This is a genomic window from Pseudodesulfovibrio halophilus DSM 5663 (assembly GCF_059568665.1).
In genome coordinates this window covers 173,864-186,192 of the sequence record NZ_JCANTV010000013.1, presented here as the reverse complement: position 1 = coordinate 186,192, position 12,329 = coordinate 173,864, and the positions used below count along the sequence as shown (strand labels likewise).

At 62.9% G+C, this 12,329-nt stretch carries 12 protein-coding genes; 10 read left to right on the top strand and 2 right to left on the bottom strand.

What is annotated here, in order from left to right:
- Positions 1 to 47 precede the first annotated feature (47 nt).
- From BR24_RS12925 to BR24_RS12895, 7 genes are all read left to right on the top strand, one after another.
- Complete coding sequence (locus tag BR24_RS12925) at positions 48 to 1,286, top strand: EAL and HDOD domain-containing protein (RefSeq protein ID WP_496541898.1); 1,239 nt, start codon at positions 48 to 50, stop codon at positions 1,284 to 1,286.
- Positions 1,287 to 1,347: 61 nt separating this feature from the next.
- Entirely contained in the window at positions 1,348 to 2,394 is a 1,047-nt protein-coding gene (gene selD / locus BR24_RS12920; protein ID WP_496541897.1) for a selenide, water dikinase SelD, read from the top strand.
- Between the two features lie 5 nt (positions 2,395 to 2,399).
- Positions 2,400 to 3,236, top strand: coding sequence for a glutamate racemase (gene murI / locus BR24_RS12915; protein ID WP_496541896.1), 837 nt, complete (start codon positions 2,400 to 2,402; stop codon positions 3,234 to 3,236).
- Positions 3,237 to 3,324: 88 nt separating this feature from the next.
- Positions 3,325 to 3,528, top strand: a complete 204-nt coding sequence (locus BR24_RS12910) for a hypothetical protein (RefSeq protein ID WP_496541895.1) — start codon at positions 3,325 to 3,327, stop codon at positions 3,526 to 3,528.
- Between the two features lie 107 nt (positions 3,529 to 3,635).
- The gene (locus BR24_RS12905) at positions 3,636 to 4,235 is read left to right on the top strand and encodes a LemA family protein (protein WP_496541894.1); all 600 of its coding nucleotides are present in this window, start codon (positions 3,636 to 3,638) and stop codon (positions 4,233 to 4,235) included.
- A gap of 15 nt (positions 4,236 to 4,250) precedes the next feature.
- Entirely contained in the window at positions 4,251 to 5,018 is a 768-nt protein-coding gene (locus BR24_RS12900) for a TPM domain-containing protein (protein WP_496541893.1), read from the top strand.
- A gap of 56 nt (positions 5,019 to 5,074) precedes the next feature.
- Positions 5,075 to 5,719 (top strand): TPM domain-containing protein, encoded by a 645-nt coding sequence (locus BR24_RS12895; RefSeq protein ID WP_496541892.1) that lies wholly within the window; start codon positions 5,075 to 5,077, stop codon positions 5,717 to 5,719.
- Positions 5,720 to 5,898: 179 nt separating this feature from the next.
- Here BR24_RS12895 and BR24_RS12890 read toward each other — a convergent pair whose 3' ends face one another.
- On the bottom strand, positions 5,899 to 6,573 hold the full coding sequence (locus BR24_RS12890) for a CBS and ACT domain-containing protein (RefSeq protein ID WP_496541891.1): 675 nt from the start codon (positions 6,571 to 6,573) through the stop codon (positions 5,899 to 5,901).
- A gap of 151 nt (positions 6,574 to 6,724) precedes the next feature.
- Here BR24_RS12890 and BR24_RS12885 point away from each other — a divergent pair, with 151 nt between their 5' ends.
- Together BR24_RS12885 and BR24_RS12880 are read left to right on the top strand one after the other, a co-directional pair.
- Complete coding sequence (locus BR24_RS12885; RefSeq protein ID WP_496541890.1) at positions 6,725 to 7,552, top strand: alpha/beta hydrolase; 828 nt, start codon at positions 6,725 to 6,727, stop codon at positions 7,550 to 7,552.
- Between the two features lie 147 nt (positions 7,553 to 7,699).
- On the top strand, positions 7,700 to 7,957 hold the full coding sequence (locus tag BR24_RS12880; RefSeq protein WP_496541889.1) for a hypothetical protein: 258 nt from the start codon (positions 7,700 to 7,702) through the stop codon (positions 7,955 to 7,957).
- A gap of 754 nt (positions 7,958 to 8,711) precedes the next feature.
- Here the strand turns inward: BR24_RS12880 and BR24_RS12875 are convergent.
- A complete protein-coding gene (locus BR24_RS12875; RefSeq protein WP_496541888.1) occupies positions 8,712 to 10,091 on the bottom strand; it encodes a peptidase U32 family protein in 1,380 nt (459 codons plus the stop codon).
- 245 nt (positions 10,092 to 10,336) lie between these two features.
- Here BR24_RS12875 and BR24_RS12870 point away from each other — a divergent pair, with 245 nt between their 5' ends.
- Positions 10,337 to 12,313 carry a methyl-accepting chemotaxis protein gene (locus BR24_RS12870; protein ID WP_496541887.1) on the top strand — a complete coding sequence of 659 codons (1,977 nt, stop codon included), beginning with the start codon at positions 10,337 to 10,339 and terminating at the stop codon, positions 12,311 to 12,313.
- Positions 12,314 to 12,329 lie beyond the last annotated feature (16 nt).

Below are 12,329 nucleotides of genomic sequence, written 5' to 3'. Positions count from 1 at the left end.
CGATCCGGCCCGCCCTGTGGTAGCCCTGACCAAGAGGTTTATCATTCATGAAGCAGGACGCGTTTGAAGCGGTCTTCGTGGCCAGGCAGCCGGTGTTTACCCAGTCCATGGAGGTCTGGGGCTACGAGCTGCTTTTCCGCGACTCTGCCGAAGCGATGGCCGCGGGCGTAATCGACGACGAGGCCGCCACGAATTCGGTTCTGGCGGACGGGATCGCCTCTGCGGCGTCCGGAGTGCCCGGCGGGCGCAAGTTTCTCGTGAATTTTCCCGAGAGCCTGCTCATGTCCGAGGCGGCATACGCAATGCCGGTGGAGTTGGGCGTGGTGGAGATTCTGGAGTCGGTCACCCCGTCCGAAGAGGTTCTGTGCGCGATCCGCGAGCTCAGGAAGGAAGGCTACACCATCGCGGTGGACGACTTCATGGGCGAGGAGGCGATGCGTCCGCTCGTGGAGCTGGCGGACATTGTCAAGGTGGACGTGCTGGGGCTTGATGGCGACATCGAGCGAATCGGGCAGGTGGTGGACTCCCTGCCGTCCGGAAAGACCCTGCTGGCCGAAAAGGTCGAGGGGCGTGAGCTGTTCGACGCGCTTCGCGAGATGGGCTTCGACCTTTTTCAGGGGTTCTTTTTCAGCAAACCCGAGCTTGTGAGCGGCAAGAAACTCAGCGCAGGGGAGATATCGCGCATGCAGCTCATGCAGGAGCTCGGCTCGGACGACATCTCCCCCGAACGCATTTCCGAGATCCTTTCGCATGACCCCTCGCTTTCCTACAGGCTGTTCCGGTACCTCAACTCCGCCAGCTTCGGCCTGAGCGTGAAGATAAACAGCGTGCACCGCGCGGTCTCCATGCTGGGCACCAGACAGATCACCCAGTGGCTCCGCTCGGCGCTGCTCTCGGACCTGAACCCGTCTCCCCGCGGAGCCGAGCTTGCCTACTATTCGGTGCTTCGGGCCCGGTTCATGGAGTTGCTCTGTGGTGAATCCGAGGCGTGCAAGATAGATGAGCCCATGTTCATCATCGGCCTGTTTTCCCTGCTGGACGCCATGCTGGATGTGCGGATGCTGGACGTTCTCGAAGAGTTGCCGCTGGACGAGACCGTGAAAAAGGCCCTGACCGGCAAAAGCAAGCTGCATCAACTGCTCATGCTCGCGCACAGCTTCGAGCGCGGGTACTGGGCGGACTGCGACCAACGCATCAAGACGCTCGAGCTCAGCCCCGAGCGGGTCACGACCCTGTATGCGCAGGCCCGGAACTGGGCCGCGGCGGTCATGGGCGCGGCCCGCTAGCCTCCCTTTCCATCCGTCCGGGGTTCTGCTACCAAGTCCCTTCATAAACGGAGTGTCATTCATGAAGAAGATCAAGCTGGTCAACACGGTCCGCGCGGCCGGTTGAGCCGCAAAGATTGCTCCGGGGGACCTGGAGCTCGCCCTTTCCGGCCTTGGAGGCCGACCCGACGAACGGCTTCTCGCCGGACGCAGCGGGGACAACGACGACGCCGCCATCGTGACCTTTCCGGCAGGGAGGGCGCTGGTGCAGACGGTGGACTTCTTCACGCCCATCGTCAACGATCCCTATCGCTTCGGCCAGATAGCCGCGGCCAACGCCCTGTCCGACGTGTACGCCATGGGCGGCGCGCCGTGGTCGGCCATGAACATCGTCTGCTTTCCGGTCAAGGACATGCCCGGCGAGATATTGGCCGAGGTTCTCAAGGGCGGGCACGACAAGATCCTCGAAGCCGGGGCCGTGCTTGCGGGCGGACACTCCGTGGAAGATACGGAACTGAAATACGGGCTGGCCGTTTCCGGCACCGTGGACCCCGAACGGTTTTCCTCCAACCGGGGCGCGCGCCCCGGCGACGCGCTGGTGCTGACCAAGCCCGTGGGGACCGGCGTTCTGGCCACCGCGGTCAAGGCCGACTGGGAAGGGTGCGAGGCCATGGAAGAGACCCTGTACCGCATCGCCTCCCGCCTGAACCGTGCCGGGGGCGAGGTCATCGCCGAGCTGGGCCTGACCGGCGCCACCGACGTGACCGGCTTCGGGCTCGGCGGGCACCTCATCGAACTGGCCGATGCCAGCGGCGTTACCGCCAGGCTCGACCTCGACGCAATCCCCTTCATCCCGGAAGCCGTGGAGCTGGCGGGCATGGGTATGCTCCCGGCCGGCAGCATCTGCAACCGCGACTACTACAAGATCAAGACCGATGCCGCGCAGGGGCTCGACCCCATCAGGTACGACCTCGTCTTCGACGCCCAGACCTCGGGCGGCCTGATCCTCAGCGTTCCGCAGGAGCGACTGGCCAAGGCGCTGTCCATGCTTGAGGAGGCAGGGGAGACCGCAGCGGTCATCGGCGAAATCCTCGCGGACAACCATCCGGAACCGCTTCATATCCGATAACGCGAATGAACAAGACCGCAATCGACTACAACAAGGAGCTGCCCATCGGCGTCTTCGACTCCGGCGTGGGCGGGCTGACCGTGCTCAAGGCGCTGACCATGCGCCTGCCGCATGAAAAATTTCTCTACCTCGGCGACTGCGCGCGGCTGCCGTACGGCACCAAGAGCCCGGCCACGATCACGCGCTACGCGCTTCAGGCCGCGTCCGTGCTGGCTTCGCGCGGGGTCAAGCTCATGGTCATCGCCTGCAACACCGCAAGCGCCACAGCCCTCGACGCCGTGCGCGAGGCGCACCCGGGCATCCCCGTGGTCGGCGTTGTGGAGCCGGGAGCCCAGACCGCCTGCCGCGCCACCCGCTCAGGACGCATCGCGGTAATCGCCACGGAATCCACCATCCGAGGCCGCGCCTACCACGAGGCCATCCTCGCCCTGCGGCCGGACGCCGAAGTCACGGGCCACCCCTGCCCCCTGTTCGTCTCGCTGGCGGAAGAGGGCTGGCACACCGGCGACATCGCCGAGGCGGTGGCGGCGCGGTATCTCGACCCGGTCTTCAACACCCCGGACGCGCCGGATACGCTGGTGCTCGGCTGCACGCATTTCCCCCTGCTTCGGCAGGCCATCGGCAACGTGATCAACCCCGAGGCCGTCATCGTGGACTCGGCACGGACCGCCGCGCACAGCGTGTGCGTGCAGCTTGATGAGCTGGCGATGAACACCGCGAGCGCCGGGCCCGGCGAGGTCGGTTTTCTGACCACTGACGATGCGGCTCGTTTCGCCCGTACCGGGGCGGGCTTCCTCGGCCGGGGCATCGCCGAAGCGGACGTGGAGTTGGTGGACCTGTAGATTTTCCGGAACCGTCACCGCGCAGTCGCGGACTTGTCACCCCCCGGCGGGAAGGTGGATATGGAGACCTTCAACAAAGGAGTCGCCCATGCCGCCCTGCATCGCCCTTGCCGTGCTGATCCTGCTGTTCGTCGCAGGGATTGGCCTTGCCCGCATCGTCTATCCTGAAGGTGGAAAGAGTGCCAACGCCGACCTGCTCGCCGACGCGCACGAGTCTGTTTTCGGCGATGCCCCGAGGCGTGAGCGAAAACGGACCGGGGATGCGAACCTTCACGACGTTCCCGTACCGTGACGCGTTCCGGGAAGGATCGCGGCCGATTTCACCAAACCGCCCCTTGCACCGGGGCTCCATGGGTCTTATACAGGTATCCAGCAAACGCTTAACCAGGATACCACACGATGTTCAAAAAAATCGGTACGCTTTTCGCCATCATGGTCATGACCGCCGCCCTGAGCGGCTGCGGCTACAACTCCATTCAGCAGAACGAGGAAGAAGTCTTCGCCGCGTGGGGCAACCTCGAGGCCACCCTGCAGCGCAGGGCGGACCTGATCCCCAACCTCGTGAAGACGGTCAAGGCCTTCGCCTCCCACGAGCGTGAAACGCTCACGGCGGTCGTGGAAGCCCGCGCCAAGGCCACCCAGACCAACATCTCCCCCAAGGACCTCGGAGACAAGCAGGCGCTGGCAAAGTTTCAGGCCGCGCAGGGACAGCTCTCCTCGGCCCTGTCCCGGCTGATGGTCGTGGTGGAGCGTTATCCCCAGATCAAGTCCAGCCAGAACTTCATGGCGCTGCAGCACCAGCTCGAAGGCACGGAGAACCGCATCAACGTGGCGCGCCAGCGCTACAACGAGGCGGTGAAGCGGTTCAATACCTCCATCCGCACCTTCCCCAACTCGCTGACCAACAGCATGCTGCTCAACCTTGAGCGCAAGGAATTCTATCAGGCCGATCCCGGAGCCGCGACCGCGCCCTCCGTGGATTTCGGACAGGGCGGTTAATCCGGAATGCGCATCATGAAAATCGCGCTTTCGGCCCTGCTCATGCTCGCGCTGGCGGTCCCGGCCATCGCCCTTGAAGTGCCGCAGCTTACCGGGCGCGTGGTGGACAAGGCCGAAATGCTCTCCCCGCAGGTGCGGCAGAAGCTCAACGCCGCTCTCGCGGGCCTTGAAGGTTCGGATTCCACCCAGATGGCGGTGCTCACCGTGCCGTCGCTGGAGGGAGAATCCATCGAAGGCTTCGGCATCCGAGTGGCGGAGAAGTGGCAGCTCGGCCACGCGGACAAGGACAACGGCGTCATCCTCATCGTCTCCGAAGCGGACCGGAAGATCCGTCTGGAAGTGGGCTACGGCCTTGAGGGCGTGCTCACCGACGCGCTGGCCGGCTCCATCATCGACAACGAGATCACCCCCCGGTTCAAGGCCGGGGACTTCGACGCGGGCATCGTCGCGGGTGTCAGCGCCACCATGCAGGCGGTCAAGGGCGAGTACAAGGCATCACCCGGCTCCAAAGGCAAGGGTGGTGGCGGCATTCCGCTGCTGTTCGTGGCCATCATCGTGGTCTTCACCCTCAGCCACCTCTTCACTCCGCGCAGCGGCAGCCGCAGGGCCTACCGCAGAAGCGGCGGCGCAGGCGGCATCCTGCCGTGGATCATCCTCGGCGGCATGATGGGCTCCGGACGCCACCACGGCGGCGGCTTCGGCGGAGGCGGCGGTCTCGGCGGCGGTGGATTCGGCGGCTTCGGTGGCGGCTTCGGTGGCGGCGGCGCCAGCGGCGGCTGGTAAGCACACGCAACTTCGGGCCGCAAACAGGCATCCGCAAACAACCGCAAGGAACTTCAATGAGCGCCAAGCATTTTCTGACCGAAGAAGAACAGGCCAAGATCGTGGAATGCGTCAAGGAAGTGGAGACCACCACCTCCGGCGAGATCGTCCCGGTCATTGCCGACGAGAGCCATCACTACCCCAGCGCCGAGTCGTTCGGCTCCATGGTCTTCGCCATGATACTGGGGCTGGCGGGCTGCCAGCTGGCGGGACGAACCGACATGTGGACCTTTCTGGCCGTATTCCTCGGCCTGAACATGGTGTTCCGCTTCGTCCTGCGCCGCTTCCCGGCCGTCAAGAAGCCCTTCGTGGGCAAGGCCCGCATGAAAGAGGAAGTGGAAGAGGGCGCGCTGAACGCCTTCTACGACAACGGCCTGCATCTCACCCGCGATCAGACCGGCATCATCATCTACGTGTCCGTTTACGAACACATGGTGCAGGTTCTGGCTGACAAGGGCATTAACGACAAGATCGACAACGCGATCTGGGAGCAGGTGGTCGCCGACGTCACGGAATCCATCAGGCAGGGGAAGCCCGCCGACGGCATCTGTCAGGCCGTGCGCCGCTGCGGCGAGATCGTGCACCGGGAGTTTCCCATCAAGCACGACGACACGGACGAGCTGCCCAACCTCATCATCGAGGGGACCGACCAGAAGCACTGATGCGAACTCCATCTCGCATCGCCTTTCAGGGCTGACGCCACCCCGCGGCTCGAATCGAGCCGCGGGGTGTTTTTTTGTCCTGCGAAGGGGCGCCGAAGGACCCGAGCGGGCGCCGGACAGAAAAAACGGGCCGCGTAATATTACGCGGCCCGTTTCATTGATGGCTGTATGCGTCCCGGCTACACGACGGGGTTGACCGAGTCCGTGACCCAGTACTGGACGTTGAACTTTTCCGCCATGGCGGCCTTGATCTTCTTGAGGTGCGGCTTGTCCATGTCGCGCAGGCGGATGAAGATGGCTTTTTCGGGGGTGTGCTCGTCCACGTTTTGTGTGAGGATGCTCATGACGCGCGCGTCGTGGTCGCGCAGGCATTCCAGCACGGGCAGGAGGCTGCCGGACGCGGTGGGGATGCGCAGGCAGACCTGCACGCCGCCGTGGTAGACCCCGGTGATTTCGGTCATGACCCGGAACACGTCCGTGTCGGTGATGATGCCGACGAGCTTTTTGTTTTCGTCCACCACGGGCAGGCCGCCGAAGTTGTTCTCGAGCATCATGACCGCGGCCTTCTCGACGGTGTCTTCGGCGCTGATGGTCATGGGGTTCTTGGTCATGATGTCCTTGAGCTTTATGTCGGACAGAAGGTAGTAGAGCTCGTGCATATCGAGCGTCGTCGCCTTGGAAGGGGAGGCGTCCTTGATGTCGCGGTCCGAGACGATGCCGATGAGCGTGCCGGTTTCGTCCACGATGGGCAGTCTGCTGATGTTTTTGTCTTTCATCAGTTTGGACGCCTTCATCATCGAGCGGTCCGGGGTGAGCGAGACGACATCGGTGGACATCCAGTGTTTGACAAGCATTATGAAACCTCCTGAGTTCCGGGGCGCCGGGTGAACAATCTGTCTAGCCAGTTTTTTCCTTATAAGAACTATCGGCGCGATTGGCTAGTCTCGGGGAGGGGGATTCTGTGATTTTTTCCAATACATCCGTGGAGGAAGGGTGTTTGCGGTTTTGAAGATTCTGTTGCTGGTTTGCGGGGGAACGTACCTCTTTTTCGTGCTGTTCATGTTTCTGACGCAGCGTTCAGCGGTGTTCCAGCCCGTGGACGAGCATGTCACGACCCCGGCGGCGCACGGGATGGAGTACCGGGACGAGTACCTGACCAACCGGCTGGGAACGCGGATTCACGCATGGCATCTGCCATACCTCGAGGCGCGGCGCACGGTGCTGTTCTGCCACGGAAACGCAGGAAACGTCTCGCACCGCATGGAGACCCTGAAGCTGTTTCGCGAGCTGGGGCTTTCCGTGCTGATTTTCGATTACTCCGGATACGGCAAGAGTCGTGGAAAGCCATCGGAAAAGGCCACGGAGGCGGACGCCCGTGCCGCGTGGGATTATCTGATGCGCTCGGGGCTCGCCCCGGATGACGTGGTGCTCTTCGGCCGCTCCATCGGCGGCGGCGTGGCGGTGTCGCTGGCTGCGGAGCTGGCCCGCGAAGGGGTCTCCCCGGCGGGGCTGGTGCTGGAGTCCACGTTCACCTCCATGGTGGATGTGGGCAAGGCGCACTATCCATGGCTCCCGGTGGGGCTGCTCTCGCGCTTCCGCTACGACTCCGCTTCCAAGGTCGCGGGGCTGGACGTGCCCGCGCTGGTCATCCACAGCCGCGACGACGAGATCGTGCCGTGGAAGCTCGGGCGCGGGCTGCTGGAAGCCCTGCCGGGCGAGCCGTCCTTTCTCGAAATTCACGGCTCTCACAACGCGGGCTATCTGGACTCGCGGGAAGCCTATCTGCGCGGGCTGGCCCGCTTCCTGCGGGAAATAGATGCCGAGTCACGGTGATTTCGTCCGCGCGAAGCCCTGCGCTGCGGCTGTCTCCACCATGCAAAAGCTGCCTAGCTCACGTTTCATGCCTTGAAATCATTTCATAAATCGTTCTGCGGCACGTCCCTTGTAAAGTAGTGGAGCACTATCAAGGAGGATTACGCGATGAATGGAATCGAAAGTATTCGCAATTTGACGGCGGGAGTGTCGATCGGACGTGCCGACCGTGACGCGGAGCGGGACACCGACCCCATGGAAGCCAAGCTGGATCAGGCAGCCTCCATCGTCGAGGCCAAGATCGCCGCCAGGAAGCAGGTCGCGGACGAGCAGGCCATGCAGCTCGGTCAGGCCATCGGGGCCGCGCACAGCCTTGACGAGAACAGGGTGGCCGCGCTGATCGCAGATCCGTTCGCGGAAGAATAGACCCCGGCAACGCAACCGCTCACCATGCGCCGCGAGCCGGCAGGGCAATCCCTGCCGGCTCGCGGCGCATGGCTGGTAAAGATAATTGTTCCCCGTTTCTTAATGAAACCGGAATCTTTCAGACACGGCCGGGAAAGTGGTCCCGGAAGTGCTTGTCATTCGAAAAAGGCAGGCGTAAAATAAGATGTTTGCTTGAATGAAAATGCTGAAATAAAAGAATAAATTTTGAAATTGTGCGCGGTTTTCTCTGGACAGGGGAGGGCCGCGCACTTATATTGAAATCAAAGGTTGAGGGGTCGGCACCAGCCGACCGGACAGTAACCGCAAACGGAGGATAGGGGGAAATAATCGACACCGACTGGTTCGAGTCATATCGGCGAACAGAGTCGCCCCGTAAAAGAAAAAGCGCAGTGCGCCACAGAAGAGGTTTCCAGGGCTGATCGGATCAGCGGAAGGAGACTTGCCGGGATAACCCGGCCGGGCGCACATTTTTTCGGCCTTTTTCCAAAAGCAAAGAAAAATGCATGCAGGGGGTGGACACGAAGGTGAGGATGCTTATTTATATTGTACAAGGGCCCATGACATAGAGGAACCTGAAACCGTCAACGGAGGGTAGCTCGATAAAAGGCCAAAACACCATACACCGGCACCAGATGCCGAAGACACGCGAAAACGTGCGCTGAAGTTTCCCGACCATCATGGCGGAAACGGCCGGATCTCCGGCAGAGGCGCACGTATTTTTTTGTTTGAAAAACTAGTCTGACGATTCGCGGTGTGACCGTATGAACAGGCGCGCGTCGACCTGCGGGTGGTCACAACGCAGCAGGCACCGCATACCCGGATGAGCTACCTCGAGCGTTTCACCTTCCATGGATTCCAGCCGGTAGTCGCCCGGCTCCAGCTGCGGGCGCTCCAGCCCGGGCACGAGTATCTCCACCGTCTCCGAGGCGTCCCACCTCGCCTTGACCTCCAGTTCCCGGAGGCCGTCTTCGCGGCGGTCGCCAATCCTGCCGAGCACGGGTCTCTTTTCGTCCGAATCCGGCGGCATCGCGATGGGCGCAACCCTGTCGGGGTCGAAAAAGCCGGTCGTCAGCGGTCGGCTGGCGGCGTTGACCAGTTCGGGCATGTATAGCTCCGGCCGGAACTCGCCGCTCTTCACGTGGTCCAGCGCGGTGCGGTAGGCGTCAACCACCTGCGCCAGATACGATGAGCTCTTGCCGCGTCCCTCCAGCTTGATGGACGCCACCCCCATGCGCGAGAACCACTCCAGGTAGTGCAGCAGGCACAGGTCCTGTGCGGCGAAGAAGGTCGTGTGGCCGCCCGTGGAAGCGCCGAGCGTGAGGGCGGGTTCGGCGGGCGCTTCGGTCTCCTCCTCGTGGAAGGTGAACTCATCCTCCTCCTCGAAGGTGAACGTGTCCCCCTCGTCCGAGTATTTGAACTCCTGCACCACCCAGCAGTCCTCGCCCGGGCGGGTGGCCTCCTCCACGCTGATGCTGGCGGGGCGGTATTCGTAGCGGCAGGGGTGCGAGCACTGGCCGAGGTTGCCGGGCCGGTCGTTGAGGTAGGCGCTCATGTAGCACCGCCCGGAAACCGCCATGCACTGGGCGCCGTGCACGAACACTTCCAGCTCCATGTCCGAAATCTCCCGGCGGCAGATGGCGAGCATCTGCAACAGCTCCTGCGAGCGCACCTCCCGGGCCACGTTCACCCGCCGCGCCCCGAACTCCTTCCAGAATCGCACGGATTCGGAGTTGCAGGTGTTGGCCTGCGTGCTGACGTGCAACGGGATGTCCGGCAGCCTGCGTCGCAGCATGGCCATGACGCCGGGGTCCGAAGCGATTACGCCGTCCGGGCGCAGGGTCTCCAGCCGCTCCAGATACCCGTGGACTTCGGGCAGCATGTCTTCGCGCGGCATGGCGTTGAGCGTGAAGTAGGCCTTCACTCCGTAGTCGCGGCACAGCTTGAGCGCGTCCTCAAGTTTTTCAAAAGAAAAACCGTGCGCTCCGGCGCGCAGGTTCAGGCTGCCGCCGCCCATGTAGACGGCGTCTGCGCCGTAGCGGACGGCTGTTTCCAGTTTTTCCATGTTGCCCGCCGGGGCGAGCAGTTCCGGGACGTGTTTTTGAGGCGGCTTCATCGGGGCTCCATGGGTGACAAGTTCGACGGCTTTTGATAACGCAATCCAAGCTGGAGCGCCAGAGGCTCTTTCTGACTGAAATGATTGGATATTGGTTGAAGGGGATTTTTTGGTCGCAGGACGGGTCGATCAGATAATACATATCCAAAAGCGAGGATACATTATTATAATGGTTGGTTATACTCAATGCGGTAATGAGAGCTTAGGGGCGTAGCCGTTATTGCCGTATAAAGGAGGGGGTATTTGTGAATTGGAAAGACCTTTCGCTGAAATGGAAGTTCGGTATCGGCTTCGGCCTGCTTATCGTCATGCTTGTGGCCGTGGGCACGCGCTCCGTCACGGGCATCGGCGGGATCGTCAACAACGCCGAAGAAGTCATCCAGGGGAACAAGCTCAAGGGCGAGTTCCTGCAGAAAGTCATTGACCACCTCAACTGGGGCAACAAGGTCAACGAGTTTCTCAACGACGACACCGTCACCACGCTGGAAGTGCAGACAGATCCGTCGAAGTGCGGGTTCGGCAAGTGGTATTACGGACAGGGCCGGGAGCATGCCGAGGAGCTGGTGCCCGCCATAGCGCCCATGCTTGACGGCATAGAGGACGCACATGACCGGCTGCACCGTTCCGCCGTGCTGCTTCAGGAGAATTTCATCAACGTGGACCGCGAGATGGGCGGCTTCCTTAGGGAAAAGAAGGTGGACCACCTTGCGTGGTTGCGTGCCGTCGACGAAGCGCTGCTGGATCCCGCGATTACCCGTGCCGACGTGCAGACTGACCACACGAAGTGCGGCCTCGGCAAGTGGCTGTATTCGGATCGCGTGAAGCGGTACAAGCGCGACCACCCCGTCTTCGCGCAGAGAGTCGACGCCGTCTACAGTCCCCACAAGGCCCTGCATGAAAGCGTCGTGGCGCTCAACAGCGCCCTGTCCTCCGGCCTCCGTCCGCAGGCCCTGACCATCTACAACGACATCACCGAGCCCAAGGCCGAGGAAACGCTCGGAGCCCTGGACGGGGTCATCGCCTGGCACGATGAACAGCTGGAAGGCCAGAACAAGGCGCGCGCCATCTATTCGAACCAGACCCTTCCCGCGCTGGCAGAGGTTCAGCGCACGCTCGGGAATATCCGCGATACGGTCAACGAGAACATCATGACCGACGCCGCGATGCTTGAAGAGGCAGACAGCACGCGCTTCAGCGTTCTCGTCCTCGTGGCCGTTGCGGTGCCGCTGGCGATCCTGCTGGCCTTCATCATCGCCAGAGGCATCATCGGCCAGCTGTACAAGAGCATGGGCAACGTCCTGCGCATCACGCAGGGCGACCTCACCGTGAACATCGAGGTGGACCGCCGCGACGAGGTGGGCCGCATGTGCGGTTCCCTCGCCGAGATGGTGGACAAGCTGCGCGACGTGGTGGCCGGCGTCCGCTCCGGAGCCGAAAACGTGGCCAGCGGCAGTCAGGAGCTCTCGGCTTCTTCGGAGACGCTCTCGCAGGGGGTCACCGAGCAGGCCGCGTCGGTGGAGGAGGTCTCCGCCAGCATGGAGCAGCTGCTCGCCGGAATCCAGCGCAACACGGAGGACGCCCGCAAGACGCGCGGCATCGCCAACAGCGCCTCGGGGCAGGCTGAAGAGAGCGGGCGCATCGTGGAGGAGACCGTGCAGGCCATGAACCAGATCGCGGACAAGATCTCCGTCATCGAGGAGATCGCGCGGCAGACCAACCTGCTCGCCCTCAACGCCGCCATCGAGGCGGCCCGCGCCGGCGAGGCCGGAAAGGGATTCGCCGTGGTGGCCGCCGAGGTGCGCAAGCTGGCCGAGAACTCGGGCGCCGCTGCCGCCGAGATCGCGGAGCTCTCCAGCTCCAGCGTGGAGGTGGCCGAGCGCGCGGGCAAGATGATCGGCAAGCTCGTCCCGGACATCCGGGAAACCGCCGGACTCGTGGAAGGCATCGTCACGCAGGGCGAAGAGCAGGAGGCCGGGGCCGAGCAGGTCAACACGGCCCTGCAGCAGCTGGACAGCGTGATTCAGCAGAACGCATCGTCTTCGGAAGAGGTGGCCTCCACCAGCGAGGAGCTTGCCGGACAGAGCGAGCAGCTTCAGGCCACCATGGAGTGGTTCCGCGTGGATGCGAATTCCCCGAGAAACCGGCCCCGTACGCAGGTCCGGGCGCTTCCCGCGGCAGAAGACGACGAGACACCGAACGACGATGACTTCGAACGCTTCTAGGGAAGATTGATCACAG